The organism is Glaciecola sp. 33A (genome assembly GCF_002836745.1).
In the GTDB taxonomy this organism is placed as follows: domain Bacteria; phylum Pseudomonadota; class Gammaproteobacteria; order Enterobacterales; family Alteromonadaceae; genus Glaciecola.
Map to the genome: position 1 here is coordinate 14641 of NZ_PJAR01000034.1, position 18652 is coordinate 33292.

An 18652-nucleotide genomic window follows, 5' to 3' on the forward strand; every position below is an offset into this window, starting at 1 on the left:
TTACAGGAATTAATGATGGCATATGATAGCATTACCAAGCCACTAATGAGAAATACCGCTGTTTGCAACTCATAAAGTAAGAGCAACATTAAACGCAGACTATTCCAGCTTAAAATAATTATTCGCTGCAAAATAAGGGAGTCTCTTTTCAACACTATAACCGGTAAATAAATCGTTAAAAAGTGCTTTTAGATCTGCATTATTTTTCACCGCACTTCCCTTATAATAGCTGTGTTCACTATCTACTTCATGGGCCTCCGTTACATCAATATAAACCGCATGTTCACTGTTGAGACTTTTCAAATAATGTCCGAGACGCGCTCTTTGTTCTTTGCCCGGTTTTACCCGTGACGCTTTTAGTGCTGCATCATTCTCATTAATAACCACATGGATACGGTTGCGAACGTCTATTTTGTCTAACCAATTCGCATGGCTCTTATTGTTAGTATCGGCGGCAACTAGATTTATATTGTCAAAAACTAATTCTGAGGTTTTGTTATCACTGGTCATCAATGAATGTTTAAGCAGATAATTCCCCATACTGTGGCACAGCAGGTTTATTTTGACCTTACAGGCTTTGTCTACCAGATTGCCATACAAGGCCGCTGCAGCCATTGGATTATCTTTATCCTTATATTTGTGTTGGACGCTTTGCCTAATTGATTTTACGTTAGCTTCAGAAAGTGCACGATGAAAGAACTGAATTTTTTCAACAAATCGGTTAAACGCGCCGGAGGAGGCCCTTGCATCTGCCTTATCACTTAAGTATGAGGCCGTGCCTGAAATAGCACCACCACCATTAGCCGGCCACGTAAAAGGGACCACGATTACCTCGTATAATGCTTCCAACTCCGTTGCTGCTTTCAGTACGTCATCTATGTCGTTGTTGTATCCGTGTACGAAAAATAGAACTGCCTTGTTTTCAACTTTTGCCCTTTTAAATACGTTACATGCAACTTGCAATGAACCATGCCAATCAGCCTTAATATCGAAATTGAGGTGATGTTCTTTATTTAGTTGAGTTACCTGCTCTTGCGTTAATTTGTCGTCTATTTCAGAAACTTTCCATTTATTTTTTACTTTGTTTAATTCAAGCATTCTGAGTTCATTCGGGCCTGCTGGGCTTGGAGTATGGCCAAATACCTTTGTAGTTCTGCCTTTTCCAATGACCCGATTAGTGACTACGTACATATACAATTCCTTCTGTTATCAGTGAATAGATTTGTTTGCTTTTTAAGCATAGTTAGCTTTTCGACCGATGCCAGTTGAAAAAGAAGTTATTCTAAATGTGTTTTAGATAGCAGATTGCTATACAAGGCGGCTAACGCTTAAACGCGAGCGCTATGATGCGGCAGAACCGTTGAAGATTAAGCCTTTTGGAATAATATTAAAGGTGCGTTTAGCCATGGCATTAAAAACGATAAACAAGCGAAACAGCAGCTAAGGTCCATCGCTCCGATTCTTGCGTTACAAAACGGGGCACTGAAACTAGGGGTATCCATGCCGATCCATTCACAGTCTGAACTTTAGCATGTGCGTGCAACCCTTCAAACACGGTCCAATTTATTCCGAGCTCACGAGCGCTTGAACTTCGTGACTCATTGGCTAGGCTCCATTCTACTGGACGTAATATTTTACTAGCATCATAACCGTCGTTATATGGATCGTGAAGGTGTGTCCATTGACCAGTTAATTTCAAATCGTTTTTAAGTATAAGTTGAAATTCAGTAAAGTAGCGATCAGTCCGACTATTGACGAGAGAGGGTTGATTATGGTCGTTCGGGTAATAACTAGCAGTGTCGATATCACTTAAAGAGTCGACTGCATAACTAGCAGTCGAAATAAGAAATAATGTAAGTAGGCAACCTAGTTTGATTTTCATTTTGCACACTAATAATGATTAAAAAACGATCTACATAGTACCTTACTTCTGTCGGCCTAAATCCTAAAATGGGTATTCTTGAGGTCGATTTGATATCGAATTAAATACGCAAAATAATCCCTATATTATTCACCGGCAAACAAACATGTCGCGTGAAAAGATAAGTGGTCATCAATGAAACTGCTGATGAAGAAGTAGCTATGGTCATAGCCCGAACGCATATTGAGCGTCAGATGGTAATCGGACATTTGTGCCACGTTGATTAAGTTATTAGGCTGTAGTTGGTCTTTCAGAAAATTATCGTCGGTGCCTTGATCAATTAGAATTGGAATTTGTTTTAAGGCATTTTGTAAAAGGTGACAAGCATCGTATTGCAACCAAGTCTGCTGGTCATCACCAAGATAATGTGTAAAAGCTTTTTGACCCCAAGCACAGTTTACCGGACTACAAATTGGACTAAATGCAGAAATAGAAGTGAACACATCAGGATTTTTCAGACCAATGGTAAGAGCACCATGCCCACCCATTGAATGACCCGATATTGCAGAATTTTCATTAACAAAAAACGTTTGCTGAACACCAGGAAGCAGCTCATTTATAATATAGTCATACATATTATAATGGGTTGACCATGGTGCTTGTGTTGCATTGAGATAAAAACCTGCACCCAAGCCCAGGTCAAAAGCACCGTCTAGATCGTCAGGTACATCTTCTCCGCGTGGGCTAGTGTCAGGAGCAACAATGGCAATTCCTAGCTCAGCGGCCGCTCGGAAAGCGCCCGCCTTCTGCATAAAATTTTGGTCATTGCAGGTAAGCCCAGACAACCAATATATTACTGGAACTCGCTGTGCCTCTTTGCCTTTACCCAAGGCTATCGGCGGTAAAAAAATGGCAAAGGTCATGTCACACTTGTTAGCGTCAGAGTAATGACTATATTGCGCATGTTCGCCGCCGAATACTTTATTCGAAGATAATTTTTTCATCGCCACTTCCGTTATATTTTTGGGCTAGGTTGAAAGTGCACAACCGAGCGAATACTCCTACCTTCATGCATTAAATCAAAGGCTTGGTTGATTTTTTCAATGGGTAAGTTATGCGTAATAAAGTCATCTAAGACGATTTCGCCTCTAAGGTACTTTTCAACATAATCGGGTAACTCGCTACGACCTTTAACACCACCAAACGCAGTACCTCTCCATACCCGTCCTGTTACTAATTGGAAAGGCCGTGTACTAATTTCTTGACCAGCCCCAGCTACACCGATAATCACCGACTCACCCCAGCCTTTGTGGCAGCATTCAAGAGCGCTTCGCATAACGTCTACATTGCCGATGCACTCAAATGAAAAATCTACGCCACCATCGGTTAACTCAACAATATATTCTTGAATGGGTTTATCTACTTTCTTTGGATTAATACAGTCGGTTGCTCCTAACTTTCGAGCCAATTCAAATTTGCTTTCATTGATGTCGATAACCAAAATTCTTGAAGCCTTAGCCATAACGGCACCAATTATGGCTGATAAACCAATGCCACCCATGCCAAAAATAGCGACGGTATCGCCCGCTTGAACTTTAGCCGTGTTCATAACAGCACCAATACCTGTAGTGACACCGCAACCAAATAAACAGACTTCGTCCAGAGCCGCTTTCTTATTCACTTTGGCTAGTGAAATTTCAGGTAATACGGTGTACTCAGAAAAAGTAGAACACCCCATGTAATGGTAAAGAGGTTTACCATCCTTGTAGAAGCGAGATGTACCATCGGGCATGACGCCTTTACCTTGAGTTTCTCTAATTTTTTGACAAAGATTAGTCTTTCCTGACAAACAAAATTTACATTCTCCGCATTCCGGAGTGTAAAGAGGAATAACATGGTCACCTACTGAAACACTTGTTACACCCTCGCCCACTTGTTCAACAATACCACCGCCCTCATGCCCTAATACGACTGGAAACAAACCTTCAGGATCCTCCCCCGATAGTGTAAATGCATCGGTATGACAAACCCCACTGGCAACTATCTTCACTAGCACTTCACCTGCTTTGGGCAGCATCACATCAATTTCTTCCATAACAAGCGGTTGTCTAGGCCCCCACGCGACCGCTGCTTTAGATTTGATAAACTTTTGTTCCATGGGTTTTCCTCAATAGCAATTTTTTGATATATAGAGTATTAAGTCTTTGTGGATTAAGATCAAACCTAATTGTATGACCAAGTGCTGTACAAAAATAAGACAAACGAGCCATAAACGGTTATAAATCCATATAAAACTGTCGCAATCTCTTGATCTCGATACTGAAAGGATTAATATCAATGTGCGTAAAACATTCGATTTGCGCTTATATTTACCGCGGTTTAGGAGAAGGGATTTGTTATTAAAAAGTTAGTAAGTCAGTCCCCTCCGCATTCAGAATCTGTTTTTTCAGCAGGTATTTTTTTGTTTGGGCTCGGTTTTGGTATTATTGGTGCCCTAACCAACTACTTCCTAAGTATTCCTTTCTACGGCTATTTTTCACTTTATTTCGGTCAAATATTGGTTCTTTTGTGTCTTGTGACGCGAGGACTCAATGCTGGCATCATTGCCTCAGTAATTTCAGCAACCGCATTGGCAATAAAGCTGGACGATCCGTTCTTATTTATTGTATTAGTCAGCGAAACGTTTGTCGTTCATATGATGTTGCGCAGTGGCAAAACATTATTACTAGCAGATGCCATTTATTGGCTATTTATTGGCGTGCCGCTGACGTTATTATTGCTGATGTTAACAGGCGCAACCTCATCAGAACTGCTCATCATTTCGGGCTTAACATTAAGTATTAACGGCATATTTGGAGCGTCTTTAGCAGCCCTTATTTATTCCTTTTTGCCGATCAAAAACGTGTATAAAAAATACAGAGGAAAACCGCCAAAGTTGGCAACTGTTATTTTTTCGCTTTGCATGTTAACGGTCACATTACCTACAATTATTATTTCTTTAATTTTTACTTGGCAAAATACAACTCAGAAAGAACAAGATATAGCGAACACGCTCACAAGACAGGGCGAACAAATCATGTATGTCGTAGATGCGTTTGTTGACAGTCATTTAGCCACAGTAAACACGCTTGCAACCGCATTTTCTAAGTCTGGTTTTTCGCTCCCTGTACAGACTGTTTTAGATGCGACTGTATTTTACGAATACGTCATTACAGATAAAAACAATATGATTCTATTCGCTTCGCCAAACCTTGAATTAGCGACATTGTCGCAATTTAGTTATCAACCGAGTGAGAATTTACTAATAGACAAGATACCGGAACTCACCTTTCAGAATAATAAATACCTCTACGACCAGTCCATAACCCAGCATAACTGGACAATCACCGTACTAACTTCCCCTAGCATTGTCACGCAGGTTATTTCAAAAAACTTTTATATACTAGCTGCATGCTTATTTATTACTTTTGTTGTGTTTGCAATTATTGCGAACCAATTGAGTAAACGAATAACACTGCCTCTTGTTAATTTGGCAAACCATTTTAATGACAGTTCGGCTTCGGAAGATATGGTAAGCGAGGCTGAGATTAGTGATGAGATGATGAAGGTCACCGATAAGTTAATTAACTCTCGTGAAATAATGTTGAATTTTCAACAGCATTTGACCTTACAAGTACAAGATAAAACAAAGCAACTGACGACGTTAAACAATCAATTATACAATTTAGCGCAAAAAGACGGACTCACCAACCTGCTAAATCGAAGTGGGTTTGATGACCTTGCCAACACGACTTTTCGTAATTGCGTGCGCAATCACATCCCCTTGTCGATGGTGCTCATTGATATTGATGATTTCAAACTAATCAACGACACCTATGGCCATCCTTTTGGTGATATTTGCATTATTTCTATCTCTAAAACCTTTAATCATTTTTGCAAACGTACCACTGATTTACTAGGTCGATATGGAGGCGAAGAATTCATTATTTTACTGAGTGGTGGTAATATTGAAGAGCATCATGAGTTGACCAAAAGAATTCACCGTGCAGTACAAAAAACAAAAGTAAACAGCGGAGATATTATTGTAAGAATGACCATCAGTATTGGTGTTAGTAGCATGGGCAGCAACTATGGGATGAGCTTCGAAGGATTGGTAAAATCGGCGGACGAACAACTGTATAAAAGCAAACGGACCGGCAAAAATAAAATCTCAATATATGCCCAGTAGCAACAAACTCGTGTACCAACGCTAAGCCCCTAATTGATTAAATGTAAAATGTGCAAAATATAGACTTTTAATCTGAATAAGACTAGTGTTGCTGCATAAATTGATTTAAGAACAATCTAGCTATTAGATGCTCAATATAATTGAAAAACAGACTCAAGAAAGTATCTTGCAAGGACTGCTGTTTGGTGTGTTTGCGGTCATTGCTAACTTGTTTTTATCAATACCTATTTATGGTGCGCTAAGTCTAACTTGGAGCATGGGTCTGTGCATTTATGTATTGATTAGTTTTGGAATTAGGGCGTCCATCATTACTCTCGCATTCAGTCTTTTTTCAATGTATATATTGGACCAACCGCTCACAGATATTGTTATCAGTCTCGCCGAATTTATTACTATTGCGTACCTTACCCATAAACGTTTTTTTGTTGTTATGGCGTCTCTTTGTTTTTGGTTATTTATCGGTAGTCCACTTTACTGGCTAAATTTAAACAGCTTTTCAAGCGGTGGCAATAGTCAAGAATTCAGCTTTATATTTGCCGTGATGCAAGGATTAAATGGATTATTTAATGGTTCGTTAGCGGCATTGTTGTATTTATTGACTCCTAGCAGATGGATTTCTGAACGCATAAATTCAGTCAATAAAAGCCTATCGTCTAATATATTTGCATTAAGTGCGCTCACATTGATTTTACCTCTCGTTACCATCTCCTTTGTATTGGTTAGCACAGCAAGTGTGCGCAATGAAGAACAACTGGTTAAAATTTTGAGGGCTCAGGCCAATAGTGTTAGCTTAGCTACAGAACGTTTTATAGACGAACACTATGCGGTTGTAAATCAATTGGCTAGAACATTGTCAAGAGTCTCAGATGAGGATACTAGAAAAAACATTTTGGTAGATGCGCAATCTAATTACCCTGACTTTTTTAATCTGACCTTTATAAGAGCTGACGGTTACACCGCCTTCTTTGCGCCAACAAAATATAATGCCAAAGTGAAAAGTTTGCCAGAAAATCTCAGGTTTGTGAACGACCGTAGTTATTTTATTCATGCTCGCGACAAAAAAACGCCCTTTATTTCTAATGCGATGATGAGTAGAGGTATCATTGCAGCACCCATGGTTGCTATGTCCAGTCCGATAATCATCAATGATGAATTTCGAGGTGCTCTGCTTGGTGCAATGAATCTACAATTTATAACGAAGTTGCATCAAAGAATGGAATCAACTCTGCTAACAGATTACGTCATTATTACGGACAAAGAAGACATAGTAATTTATGCTTCAGCTCCAACAGGCTTAAATATTTTAGCAAAATACGTTGCTAACGTTGGCAAAAGTAAGTTCACACCAGACTTTCCAGTATTATCTATTAATGGTAAAAATCATCCTTATCACTTAGCAAAAAACAGCTTTAATTGGAAAGTTTATATCATTAAGCAACCCGCCGAACTCGTACAACTATTCAGTCGTCATATTTTGGTATTAGCGGCTACGGTCGTCAGTATTATTCTGTTATTTCTATTTATAGCGCATAAGTTAGCTAAACAAATCACCGCGCCCCTCGTTAAGTTATTAAAGAATAGTTCTGAGAGTTACATTTCTAATTTTGAAAATACACAAGGCGCAACATCGAGCCAAGAAATTAATGAAGTTGCCGTTAAACTTAGAAAATCTCATAATTTATTACGTGACTTTGAAGGACAATTACAGCAAAAGGTCACCGAAAAAACCAATCAATTAGAGCAGATGAATTTGCAACTTGCCGCTCAAGCAAGAGAAGACGGATTGACACAACTTCTTAATCGCAGTGGATTCGATGAGATTGCCTACAATGCAATTAAAACAAATCAACGCCTGCATCAGCCTATTAGTTTAGCGCTAATTGATATCGACCACTTCAAACTCATTAATGATAGTTATGGTCATTTAGTCGGTGACGAATGTCTCAAAGCATTCGCAGAATTAATGCAAGATAATTGTAAACGTGAAACCGATATCATTGGTCGCTATGGGGGCGAAGAGTTTATTATATTAATGTCAGGAAAAGACGTTAGATCCCACCATCAACTGATCCATAATATTCGCCTACAAACGCAAAATATGCTGTTGAACCTTAAAGACATGCAAACCCCAGTGAGTTTTACCATCAGTATCGGTGTGTGCAGTTTACTAGGAAATAGTTTATTGAGCTTGCATGAAGTGATTAATATAGCTGATGAGGAGTTGTATAAATGCAAGCACAACGGACGTAATCAATTGTCCATCGTCACAATTGACGCCGAGTAGGTTCTTGCACTCTATAAGATGCTTACCAATAAATTTACGGTTTATTTGTTTCGGCACAAAGCCTGTGTTCGTATATACTTAATTAAATAAATTAAATAACACTAGGTCGTGCCCGCATTGCTTTATTTTATAAACGGCTGTATTTCAGCATTGTGCTACTTTATTAATACCGTCTTCTGGGTTTTACCTATCGTTATTTTATCCTTGTTAAAGGTAATACCAATCAAATCTTGGCAAAAGTTTGTCTCTTTTCCGCTCGATGGCTGCGCAACGGCATGGATAAGTGTTAACAATATAAATCAAAACATATTTTCTAGAACTCGCTTTGATATTAAGGGCCTGGAGGGTCTAACCACAAAAGAATGGTATTTGGTTATTTCAAACCATCAATCTTGGGTTGATATTTTAGTACTACAGCGCGTGTTTAATCGTAGGATCCCATTTTTAAAGTTCTTCCTCAAAAAAGAACTTATTTGGGTGCCTTTTATAGGAATTGCGTGGTGGGCGCTAGACTTTCCGTTTATGCGTCGATACAGCCGAGCGTTTTTAAAGAAAAATCCACATTTGAAGGGAAAGGATTTAGAAACCACTAAAAAAGCATGTGAAAAATTTCAACATAAGCCTGTTAGCGTTATGAATTTCATTGAAGGTACACGCTTTACTGAACAAAAACGGCACAAAACAGGTGGGGTCTACTCCAAGCTTCTACTTCCCAAAGCAGGTGGTATCGCCTTCGTATTAAGTGCTATGGGCAAACAATTAACTCGACTGGTTGACGTTACAATTCACTACCCTGGTGGAACACCCACTTATTGGGATTTTGTTACTGGGAAAGTATCTACAATAAACGTTAGTATCCAAACCGTATTAATTGAAGACTTATTTAACAAAGGCATTTTTTCAGCCGCTTATTTTGACGATCCGGCGCAAAAAGAAATATTTCAACAATGGCTAAATCAGATGTGGCGGAAAAAAGACAGGGAGCTAGAGTTTATGGAGCAAAACAATAAATGAAGTCGTTAAAATCATATTTTATTTTTCCTATCCATTTTGTATTACAAATGACTAATTTGGGCTTTTGGGGAATGATGATTTTTTGTTTCGGTATTATGCGCTTTATTATTCCTATCAACATTGTTAGTAAATTATTGCTAAGGCTGATGCATTTTTTCTATTTTACATTCAGCATTTTTAGCGTTGGAATGATTAAATTTTTTAATAAGGTAAATATTGAAGTAAAAGTGGATGAGGAGCTCAGTAAACACAAATGGTATTTAATTATAGCTAATCATATTAGCTACTTAGATATTATATTACTCATTCGTTTTTGTGCAGAACATACCTCACCTCCAAAATTTTTCCTTAAGAAAGAGCTCATTTGGCTTCCTTTTGTGGGTATTGCTGCTTGGGCTCTAGATATGCCTTTTATGCGCCGATATACTCAAGATTTTGTGCAAAAAAACCCGCATTTAAAAGGCACAGATATAGAAACAACTCGACAATCTTGTGCTAAATTTTTAGATAGTCCGACGTCCGTTATTAACTTTGTTGAAGGTACACGTTTTTCGCCGGCTAAAGCCCAAGACCGTAAAAGTCCATTTTCAAATTTGCTGCCCCCAAAAGCGGGGGGGATTGCTTTCACACTTGCATCAATGGGCGAACAATTTAGCAACTTACTGGACATTACACTTGCTTATCCACAGAATGCAGACCACCCAATGCGAGATATGTTGAGCGGCGACATGACACATATTGTAATAGATGTCAGTGTTCACCCTGTGCATGAGCAGATAATTGGCGATTACTTCAATAACTCAGGCTTTAGAGAAAACTTCCAAGTTTGGCTCAATGAGCTTTGGGTCAATAAAAACACACGCATGAAAACCTGGATGAAAGGGTTGAAGGCACAATAGAATGAATTATGTAATGACGGTTTTATCCTTAATTTTTACATCAACTGCGTCAGTAACAGAGGGTGTCACAGAGCCAATGCGCAGCCAAGTCGTTGCTGATTTTGTCGAGCTGTTGATTGAAGCAGGCAAATATCTTGGAATGAAGCTAGAGCTCGGTAGTATTTCATATCAATTATTTGCGTTAAGTAGTATTTTTGCTGTGGCAATTATTGCGTTTCTAATTGTGAAGTTTGTCCTGCATTTTAAAGTACTACGGTTCGTTGCTAAATCGAGTAATACATGGGACGACTGCTTGTTAGAAGCAGGCGTATTTAGACGTCTTGCTAGGATTGTCCCAGGCATCATTGTGTATTCGACATACAGTTTGTTTTTTGGGCCCGAAGAGAAAATATATAGCTTATTGGCAAACCTGAGTGCCATTTACCTTTTATTCACTGTGTGGAGAACATTAAGTGCTTCATTAACCGCAATAGAGAGCATATACAGCAAAAGTCAGCTGGCTAAAAAAGCCCCTATTACGGGTTTTATTCAAGTCGCTAAACTACTCTTCACGCTTATTCTCATATTCTTAATTCTGTCGTTATTATTGGGTAAAAGTCCGGTATTTTTATTATCAGGACTAACCGCTATTGCCGCAGTGCTGGTGTTAATTTTCAGAGACACAATTTTGGGCTTTGTTGCTGGCATCCAAATTGCCGCAAATAGAATGTTCAATACAGGCGATTGGATTGCCATGCCTAAATACGAAGTTGATGGTGAAATACTTGAAATTGGGTTAAACGTGGTTAAAGTCCAGAACTGGGATAAAACAATATCCACGCTCCCTACCTATGCACTCACCACTGATGCAGTAAAAAACTGGCGCGGGATGATGGAGTCTGGTGGCAGAAGGATAAAGCGATCGGTATACATTGATATCCATTCTGTTAGATTTGCTGATGCTGGGTTGCTGGACGAGTGGGAAAGTATGAAATTGCTAAACGGCTATTTAAAAGGTAAAAAACAAGAATTATTGGACGACAGAAAACTAAAAGACATAGCGGAAACAGATATACTAAACTGCCGACGACTAACTAATTTAGGTACATTTAGAGCTTATTTAGCTGCCTATCTAAAGAGTCATGAATTCGTAAACCAAGATTTAATTTGCATGGTAAGGCAGTTACCGCCGACCGAAATTGGTATTCCATTGGAAATCTATTGTTTTAGTAAAGAAAAAGATTGGGTAATCTATGAACGCATTCAGTCTGATATTTTTGACCACCTATTAGCAATAATGCCCGTTTTTAAATTACGCGCCTACCAACGTATTTCTAGTAATAACGAGCAGCCACAAAAAAACGCCTCTTAGCGCGTTTTTTGTCTGTGTATCACTCTTTTAATTCGTCTTTTGCCAACAACGACAGCGAGTGTTAAACCCAGACTTCTCAACCGCGGTTCATATCAACCCGCTGCATAAGCTAACAAAAACGTTATCGCTAAACCTGACACACCCATAAATCCATATTCAATTTTCTCACGAAGTCCTTCTGCACCTGTTTTACCAGTCAAAAACGCCATAACGATACAGGATAATCCTAAAACTAGCGCTACTGCAGTTGCACCAAATAAAAAGCCGCTGAGTATATCGTTCATAAAATTCCTAATTTGAAAGCCGAAAGCCGAAAGCGCGTATATTATGCACTAATCTGCAAAAATGTCACATCCTACCCACTGGTTTAGTACTAAAATTGATCTTGGTCAATATCACTAACTGTTAGGTAAAAAGCTAATTTAAATAGCGACCCATGTCTTACTTTAGAACTTAAAAAAACATAAACTATTGACTTTTATATTGATTTTAAATTGGGAACAATCTTTGCTAACCCCACACATATAAATTCGAAACATGTCAATTGTTTTCGAGCTATATTTAAAACAAGCAGTTATGAACAGTTAATTAATAAAAATACGCATACCTATAAAAAAGAATGCTAATTACAAAGTGACCTGTCGCTTTTAATAGCGATATTTATAAACACCGACTAAACTATGGCATCACCAAAAGGATTATCCGAAATGAAAAAAGTAATAGCCACCACAATCAGTCTTTGCGCCTTAATAGCCTTCAATGTTGGCGCTGGTCAATATCACTCAAACCAATGCGATATTAATTTACAGGGTGAGATACGCTTTGCAGATAAGACATTAACCGTTAAAACAAAAACAGATGATGAAGTAAAGATCACTGATAGCTACTTAGTCTATTTAAATGGCGAAAAATTAGTACTTTCATCAGAACAAACAACCTGGGTTAAAGAATACTACGACAGTGTTGAACAAAGTATTCCGCAAGCAATGACGGTCGCAGCTGAGGGTATAAAAATTGCCAATTATGCGGTTAGCGAGGTTTTGCGAGAATTTTTAGGTGCTGAAAGTACAGTTGCATCGCAATTAGAAATTAGATTAGACGATTTATATGGAAAATTGAAAGATCATGTTTATCAAAATCCTGGATCACTTACGTTCGACTCAGCAAAGCTAGAGAATGAGTTAGGCCTTGGCCCCGATTTCGAAAAAGAAATTGATATAATAGTCTCCCGTGTGATGGAAGATGCAATGGGTGAATTTTTGGTTCAAATGGGTAAAAGTATGCTAAATGGCGAGGGCTCAATGGAATCATTTGAACGACGTATGGAAAAAATGGGTAAAGACATTGAAACCAAAGTTGAAGGTCGCACTAAGAACATTGAACAAGAAGCGAAAAAACTTTGTGAGATGCTAACAACGATTGATGATTCTGAAAGCAAAGTGCAAACAATTAAAGGCCTTAACAACGTCGATATTGTGACTAAAAATAAGAATGCGTAAACATATTATCATTGGGCTGGGTTGGTTAGGCAGCCCGCTAGCAATGCATTTTTTAAGTGCAGGCCTGTCGGTTTCCGGAACCACACGTAATTCAGAAAAAGCGCAATTCCTGGCCAGTAAAGGTATTCAAACTCTCTTATTTGACCTATATGAAAATGACATAACAGCAATTCCTTGGGATATTTTTCAAGACGCTAATGTGGTAATTAATATCCCACCGGGTCGCAAAGGTTTTGAACCTACCTTGTTTATTGAGCGCATGAAATTGCTATTCGATTATATACTTCTGCACCATGCACACCACATCTGTTTTATTAGCACGACATCAGTATTTGGTGCACTAGAAGGGCGAATAAATAATGATTCAGCGTTAGTTCCAAATACACCCTCAGGGAATGCTCATGTTGAACTAGAATTATATCTAAAGGACATGGCGATGGCATCTGCCACTAAGCCTCAGGGCGATGCTATTAAGGCGTGTTTAGTCACCCAACCAGATACTCCATCGACGAGTGCCATTGGCTTTAGTTGTTCTGTGCTTCGTCTTGCAGGCTTAGTTGGAAAAGACAGACATCCTATTACCACTTTATCGCAAAAATCGAATATTGCGTTGGGTAGAAATCCGGTTAACTTGATCCACCAGCAAGATGTCATTCAAGTTATTTGTGCCGTATTGCAACACGCAGAACGAAAAAAACACGATAGTGATTCATTGGAAATGACAAACAGTTTGCTTGAATGCAATTTTTATGCAGCCAATTTATGTAGTTTAGAACACCCAACGAGAGAAGGATACTATACATGGTGCGCGCAACAAAAAGGCATTCGCAATCCTCAATTTACACCTGATACAAGAGAGTTCGCCAACGGAAAATGGATTGATGCTGAACAAACGATAAGCCAACTACAGGTAAAATTGCATTATCCAAGCCCTTACAACATGCTCGAATAATCACGGTGGTGAGCTTTAATCAGCCAACTGCCAACGAGATCAATGCCTGTTGCATAGAAGCGCTCGCAAGTTTAACCGGCACCAACCAAGAAACAGCTTCATTTCGATGTCTATGAAGGTAGCTGGAGGCTCCAAAAGGACTCATACTATTCCAGCAAAGGCTGCGGATCTCGATTTGCCGTTATAGGGAGCGCCTACTTTTGCCCTGCTTGCGGTCATAACTCGGTAACACGTACTTTTTGTGATTGATTACGGAAAGGCACCATTCAACGCATTGGTATTGTCAACTTATCGAATTTAGACGATAAAAACTAGTTTTAAACGTCTTATGTCGGATTTTGAATACAACTCACCCTATCCCATTCATCAAACGATCGTTCACGGAACATTCTGTAATTACTGGCCTTCATAAGATGTCGACCAAGTCGAAACAGATTATTGACGATGCCATGGCAGGATAAAAATAGTTGCATTTCCGAACCAGAATATCAATTTCATCTCCGTCCTGATCGACTGCCCGCCACAGATAATAAAGGACACCATTTATTTTAATGAACACCTCGTCCAAGAACCATGTACCGCCTAACTGACCGCGATTTTTCCTTATTTGGTTACAGTATTGTTGTCTAAATTTTAGACACCAATTTCTGATGGTTTCATAGCTGACGGTGATCCCTCTGGCTGCCAATAATTCTTCGATATCTCGAAAACTTAGGGTAAATCGATGGTAAAGCCATACAGCATGGCTAATGACCTGAGATGGGTAGCGATATCCGGAGTACATTTTGGTGTTTTTCATATCCGGATTATCCCACAATTTGGAATAAGGTCGATAAGTTGACAGTACCCTCCATTGCAATCCAATATATTAACCTGAGCCGCATGCCGGATAGCAAGCTCCAATGTCAAGAAAGCACAAACGTAATAGCGTCTTATTTAGTATTATTCATTTCGTTGAGAATTTTTATTGCTGAATAGCTTTTCTATGATAGCGAATGCTGTAAACATTGTTATTCCAATCCATATCCACAAGAGAATAGTGAAGAATGACAAGTTTCCATGTACTCCTTGAATATTGGTTACCCCAGCAAACATTCCCAAAAGCAAAATGAGTAAACTTATGATACCTAGCAACCCCAAAAAGAAAGAAACTCTTTCTGTTCCGCTTTGGCACGTTCGGAATGTCAGTACGCAAAATATGTGTATGCAGACGCCGATTAGTAAAACAATAAACACTAACGATTTACATCCATTTTATTTTTCCAAGAGACAGATACTGAGCGTTTTGCTGAAAAATCATCTTCGTCGTTACTTCGGTAACTTTTCGTTTATAATATTGTTATAAAAGCTCGCGTTTTCGGGGTACATTTCATTCACATAAAGAGAAATATATTCTGACTTAAGTTGTTCTTGCGCTTCCGAAACTTGTTCAAAAACAGAACGCATTAGCTTTGGCTGTTCCTCACCATATACGTTTAGCTCTAAAAACCTAGCGAGTGCAAGTTTATCTAATGCGTACTCGGAATTGATTGCGGCTCGAGCTATAATCAATTCCTTTATTTTTGAATCTATTAGTTCAGGCTTGGTTTTGCTAGGCCAATCGCTACTAACTGGAAATGGCGCTCCCAAAGTATAGTGAGGGATATAATATTGAACACTTTGCTCCAAATTCCTTATTGCTCTAACTAGATTAGCGGCTCTTAAATTACTGCTCGAAATATTTCCATCTAAGTTCGCTTCGACTGAGTTGATCCTTTCAGCAAACAGCATATTTGATGTAAATAATACTTCGTTATCGATTAAAAATTTTACTTCAGTTTCGCTCGGGAAGCCGTTTATCAAAAGTGTTTCGTACTCTGTTCTATCAGAAAACTGCAAAGCACCAAACAAATCATTATTTAATTGTTTATAGTAGTCTGCAATTTCTGGCTCTAAACTCTCAATGTAAACTGAAAATGTGTTTTTTAATTCGACAATACTTGTCTCAATTTTTCTATCAGCAAAATCATTTGAGTTGTCAATTTCCTTTCTGATTTCTGCAGGACCAAATGCAAGTTTATTCCCACCTTCACTCTCCTCAACATCCGTCATAATTGTAGGTAAAAGCAAATAGCTAGCAACAATCAAAACTATAAAAATAAAAGCAGCTTTCACAAATTTCATAACTTATCCTTAAGAAGAACCAAGACCACCTGAACCGCTACTTGATGAACAATTTGCTTCGTGATCTTGCTTATACTTGCGGCATGCTTGCACGCGTCGGTTCCCGTCAGATCTAGCTCTGCTGAAAGAAACCTCACCTTGAAGCCTCACTGCGGCGGTGTAAATGTCAGCGAACCCTTGACAGTTTTGGTTTCCATTACATGATTGTCTCAGGGAGTCAGCGAACTGATTATCGCAAGTTGTTTGGCTGCCCGAAGTGCACCATAGCATAAGTCGTGGGAATCGCATGAGTTCTTGAACACAAAGCCTGCAGACGGCTCATGGACATCTCCGCTGAACCCACCCATATCGAACAAGTCGACCAATGTAGCCCCGATGGATTCAAATGTGCTGCCTGTTCCACACCCATTAGTGGCTGCAGGTATAATCCATGAACTTGGGCCCGAAAAATTAATAAAGGGATTTGTACCTGAGAACAAAGCGGGTGCAAAGAGGTCTCTACAATCGCTTGGTTGTCTGCTTGCGAAACTACTACAAAAATTATTTTTAGTTTCCTCTTGTTCAAGATACACTTGAGTTGCTCTTTGAAGCATCTCCCTAATTGCGTCTCCTATTGAATCAGCGGAACCGGCACATTCAGGCCCTCTGCATGCAAAAGTATAACCATCGGACCTTGGATACTGCCTATTACTTAAATAATCTCTACATCGTCGTTGAGAGAACCATAAGCCGTTACACTGGCAATGAAAGAAGTTAGCAAAATTAGGGAGCACAAAGTTTTGAATTGGTTGTTAATTTTTATTGAATTTCCTTATTCATGTGATGAATAAAAAAATTACGTTAATAATTTGAAAATGTCAATAAAAAATTAAAAATTAAATTTTTTTCGTTTCTCTAGCTTTGAGTGGCTCTGGTGAATATGTAAAGCAAATAGCTACTTATAGGGAGCGTTCCCATCATTTAGGTATAAATGTCAATTGTCAATAAACTGCCAGCAAGAGACGTTCGCTGATTTTTTCGGCTATGAACGTATATGGACTCCACCTGTTTCACAAGAATTTTTAGCGAATTATATTATTTTGTCGCGAGCGTACATACGGCTTCTTTATTGAGATAGCTAATCCTAGCCTTTGATATATGCATCCTCTATGTTTTATACTAGCTTCAGGCGCTGGGCCCATGTCATGCCCCTAGCGTGATAAGACTTATCCGATTCGCACTCCTGTTGTTTAACGAGCTGAGGACTATTTTTTCCACGTTGTGAAGCGGTAACCTGAGCTATAAGATTGCTATTGGGAGCGAATACGCCAAAAAACCGGGTTAAGTTGAGCCTAGGTGGGGGAATGAGAGCGACTAGTTTGCCAACAAAATCGATGGGGTCAAAAAATACATGGGTAGTGCCATCCCGATAAGGTATTTTCAATTCATAGCGCACTTTGCCATGGTCGGTTATGCTCAAGCGCTGCTCGCTAATGGCAGGGCGACTGATTTAACGGCATAGCCTTTCTAGTTTGTCAGGCTCATCCGCGTTAGCGAACTACCTCGACACGAAGTGACTGCGTGTAGAGAAAATCCACTTGTATTGGCTAACTGTCCATACTCACCTTCATTGCTGGTCGGTAAGGTTTGTAGTGTAGATACTTTTTTTCCTTGTTGAGGCCCCATGGCGATGCGGAAGCTTACCGATGCGCCTTGCAACTGCAATAAACTGTCTTCGTCATTTAGCGGCAAATTGAGAAAACTGTTTTCTATATCGCGCTCTACTATGCCAACTTTCTCTAAATATCGGGCAATACGTCGGCTAATGATATGCACTAGCTCGACCATGTCGTCGTGTTGCACCGGTCACCGAGATGGTGCTTTAATACGGGTAAATGTTGTGACACCCCATGCGTTTTCACTTATTGCGCCTTCTAAGAAAAGCATGTGAAAATGGATGTTTAGGTTAAGGGCGCTGCCGAAACGTTGAATTAGGGTAACAGCCCCCGTTTTTGCTTGTTGATTGGAAAAGCCTGCTTGGCTCACAATGTGAGTGGAAATGGCGCATACCACTCGCTAGAAACCGCACTCAAGTCGACCACAACGCAAGAACTCATCAAACTCACGCTCAGCATACTTAGGTAAGTACCTGCCTTGCTCGGCTAAGTTTGCGGTAAAGTCGGGATAGTACCGTTCGATCAATTGATAAAGTAAAGTGGTTTCTGGTCAGTGGCGTTTATATTGCTCTCGCTGTTGCACTGCCAGCACATTCGTTCATCCTTGAATTGTGTGCAGACAAGTGTGGCAAAAAGAGGCGTAATTAACGACTGGCTAAATGACTGGTTTGGAGATGCAACAGCCCATCAAAATTTCCAATCTCAATGGTTTCTTATGGCAAAAGTTTTTCATACATATTTGAACA

18 protein-coding genes are annotated in these 18652 nt (G+C 39.3%); 7 read left to right on the forward strand and 11 right to left on the reverse strand.

What is annotated here, in order from left to right:
• Nucleotides 1–99: 99 nt before the first annotated feature.
• The 4 genes from CXF81_RS06265 to CXF81_RS06280 form a co-directional block, all read right to left on the reverse strand.
• A complete protein-coding gene (locus CXF81_RS06265; protein ID WP_101180513.1) occupies nucleotides 100–1191 on the reverse strand; it encodes an alpha/beta hydrolase in 1092 nt (363 codons plus the stop codon).
• A gap of 220 nt (nucleotides 1192–1411) precedes the next feature.
• Nucleotides 1412–1882 carry a hypothetical protein gene (locus CXF81_RS06270; protein ID WP_101180514.1) on the reverse strand — a complete coding sequence of 157 codons (471 nt, stop codon included), beginning with the start codon at nucleotides 1880–1882 and terminating at the stop codon, nucleotides 1412–1414.
• Nucleotides 1883–2007: 125 nt separating this feature from the next.
• A complete protein-coding gene (gene fghA, locus CXF81_RS06275; RefSeq protein WP_101180515.1) occupies nucleotides 2008–2865 on the reverse strand; it encodes an S-formylglutathione hydrolase in 858 nt (285 codons plus the stop codon).
• 11 nt (nucleotides 2866–2876) lie between these two features.
• Nucleotides 2877–4019 carry an S-(hydroxymethyl)glutathione dehydrogenase/class III alcohol dehydrogenase gene (locus CXF81_RS06280; protein ID WP_101180516.1) on the reverse strand — a complete coding sequence of 381 codons (1143 nt, stop codon included), beginning with the start codon at nucleotides 4017–4019 and terminating at the stop codon, nucleotides 2877–2879.
• Nucleotides 4020–4322: 303 nt separating this feature from the next.
• On the opposite strand from CXF81_RS06280, the gene CXF81_RS06285 reads away from it, so the two are divergent.
• From CXF81_RS06285 to CXF81_RS06305, 5 genes are all read left to right on the forward strand, one after another.
• Nucleotides 4323–6089, forward strand: coding sequence for a diguanylate cyclase (locus CXF81_RS06285; protein ID WP_232771800.1), 1767 nt, complete (start codon nucleotides 4323–4325; stop codon nucleotides 6087–6089).
• Between the two features lie 127 nt (nucleotides 6090–6216).
• Nucleotides 6217–8373, forward strand: a complete 2157-nt coding sequence (locus CXF81_RS06290) for a diguanylate cyclase (RefSeq protein ID WP_101180518.1) — start codon at nucleotides 6217–6219, stop codon at nucleotides 8371–8373.
• 117 nt (nucleotides 8374–8490) lie between these two features.
• A complete protein-coding gene (locus CXF81_RS06295) occupies nucleotides 8491–9387 on the forward strand; it encodes an acyltransferase (protein ID WP_101180519.1) in 897 nt (298 codons plus the stop codon).
• Nucleotides 9384–10286, forward strand: coding sequence for an acyltransferase (locus tag CXF81_RS06300; RefSeq protein ID WP_101180520.1), 903 nt, complete (start codon nucleotides 9384–9386; stop codon nucleotides 10284–10286). The genes CXF81_RS06295 and CXF81_RS06300 overlap by 4 nt, the downstream gene beginning before the upstream one ends.
• Before the next feature lies 1 nt (nucleotide 10287).
• Nucleotides 10288–11637 (forward strand): mechanosensitive ion channel family protein, encoded by a 1350-nt coding sequence (locus tag CXF81_RS06305; protein ID WP_101180521.1) that lies wholly within the window; start codon nucleotides 10288–10290, stop codon nucleotides 11635–11637.
• 92 nt (nucleotides 11638–11729) lie between these two features.
• Here the strand turns inward: CXF81_RS06305 and CXF81_RS06310 are convergent, their stop codons facing one another.
• Nucleotides 11730–11921 (reverse strand): hypothetical protein, encoded by a 192-nt coding sequence (locus tag CXF81_RS06310; RefSeq protein WP_101180522.1) that lies wholly within the window; start codon nucleotides 11919–11921, stop codon nucleotides 11730–11732.
• Nucleotides 11922–12344: 423 nt separating this feature from the next.
• On the opposite strand from CXF81_RS06310, the gene CXF81_RS06315 reads away from it, so the two are divergent.
• Together CXF81_RS06315 and CXF81_RS06320 are read left to right on the forward strand one after the other, a co-directional pair.
• The gene (locus CXF81_RS06315; RefSeq protein WP_101180523.1) at nucleotides 12345–13136 is read left to right on the forward strand and encodes a YggN family protein; all 792 of its coding nucleotides are present in this window, start codon (nucleotides 12345–12347) and stop codon (nucleotides 13134–13136) included.
• Nucleotides 13129–14088, forward strand: a complete 960-nt coding sequence (locus CXF81_RS06320; RefSeq protein ID WP_101180524.1) for an NAD-dependent epimerase/dehydratase family protein — start codon at nucleotides 13129–13131, stop codon at nucleotides 14086–14088. The genes CXF81_RS06315 and CXF81_RS06320 overlap by 8 nt, the downstream gene beginning before the upstream one ends.
• A 406-nt stretch (nucleotides 14089–14494) precedes the next feature.
• Here CXF81_RS06320 and CXF81_RS06330 read toward each other — a convergent pair whose 3' ends face one another.
• The 6 genes from CXF81_RS06330 to CXF81_RS20270 all read right to left on the reverse strand — a co-directional run bounded on the left by CXF81_RS06330 (nucleotide 14495) and on the right by CXF81_RS20270 (nucleotide 18303).
• Complete coding sequence (locus CXF81_RS06330) at nucleotides 14495–14887, reverse strand: DDE-type integrase/transposase/recombinase (protein ID WP_232771801.1); 393 nt, start codon at nucleotides 14885–14887, stop codon at nucleotides 14495–14497.
• A gap of 509 nt (nucleotides 14888–15396) precedes the next feature.
• On the reverse strand, nucleotides 15397–16242 hold the full coding sequence (locus tag CXF81_RS06340; RefSeq protein ID WP_157825510.1) for a hypothetical protein: 846 nt from the start codon (nucleotides 16240–16242) through the stop codon (nucleotides 15397–15399).
• 218 nt (nucleotides 16243–16460) lie between these two features.
• A complete protein-coding gene (locus CXF81_RS06345; RefSeq protein ID WP_101180527.1) occupies nucleotides 16461–16844 on the reverse strand; it encodes a hypothetical protein in 384 nt (127 codons plus the stop codon).
• 560 nt (nucleotides 16845–17404) lie between these two features.
• Complete coding sequence (locus CXF81_RS20260) at nucleotides 17405–17710, reverse strand: transposase (protein WP_232771802.1); 306 nt, start codon at nucleotides 17708–17710, stop codon at nucleotides 17405–17407.
• Between the two features lie 47 nt (nucleotides 17711–17757).
• Complete coding sequence (locus tag CXF81_RS20265; RefSeq protein WP_232771803.1) at nucleotides 17758–18093, reverse strand: hypothetical protein; 336 nt, start codon at nucleotides 18091–18093, stop codon at nucleotides 17758–17760.
• A 3-nt stretch (nucleotides 18094–18096) separates the two neighbouring features.
• Entirely contained in the window at nucleotides 18097–18303 is a 207-nt protein-coding gene (locus CXF81_RS20270; RefSeq protein ID WP_369828654.1) for a transposase, read from the reverse strand.
• Nucleotides 18304–18652 lie beyond the last annotated feature (349 nt).

Coding starts and splice junctions, on each gene's coding strand:
- CXF81_RS06265 (WP_101180513.1), bottom strand. CDS start 1,191: ATGTACGTAGTCACTAATCGGGTCATTGGAAAAGGCAGAACTACAAAG.
- CXF81_RS06290 (WP_101180518.1), top strand. CDS start 6,217: ATGCTCAATATAATTGAAAAACAGACTCAAGAAAGTATCTTGCAAGGA.
- CXF81_RS06270 (WP_101180514.1), bottom strand. CDS start 1,882: ATGAAAATCAAACTAGGTTGCCTACTTACATTATTTCTTATTTCGACT.
- CXF81_RS06330 (WP_232771801.1), bottom strand. CDS start 14,887: ATGAAAAACACCAAAATGTACTCCGGATATCGCTACCCATCTCAGGTC.
- CXF81_RS06305 (WP_101180521.1), top strand. CDS start 10,288: ATGAATTATGTAATGACGGTTTTATCCTTAATTTTTACATCAACTGCG.
- CXF81_RS06310 (WP_101180522.1), bottom strand. CDS start 11,921: ATGAACGATATACTCAGCGGCTTTTTATTTGGTGCAACTGCAGTAGCG.
- CXF81_RS06315 (WP_101180523.1), top strand. CDS start 12,345: ATGAAAAAAGTAATAGCCACCACAATCAGTCTTTGCGCCTTAATAGCC.
- CXF81_RS06280 (WP_101180516.1), bottom strand. CDS start 4,019: ATGGAACAAAAGTTTATCAAATCTAAAGCAGCGGTCGCGTGGGGGCCT.
- CXF81_RS06320 (WP_101180524.1), top strand. CDS start 13,129: ATGCGTAAACATATTATCATTGGGCTGGGTTGGTTAGGCAGCCCGCTA.
- CXF81_RS06345 (WP_101180527.1), bottom strand. CDS start 16,844: ATGCTTCAAAGAGCAACTCAAGTGTATCTTGAACAAGAGGAAACTAAA.
- CXF81_RS06300 (WP_101180520.1), top strand. CDS start 9,384: ATGAAGTCGTTAAAATCATATTTTATTTTTCCTATCCATTTTGTATTA.
- fghA (WP_101180515.1), bottom strand. CDS start 2,865: ATGAAAAAATTATCTTCGAATAAAGTATTCGGCGGCGAACATGCGCAA.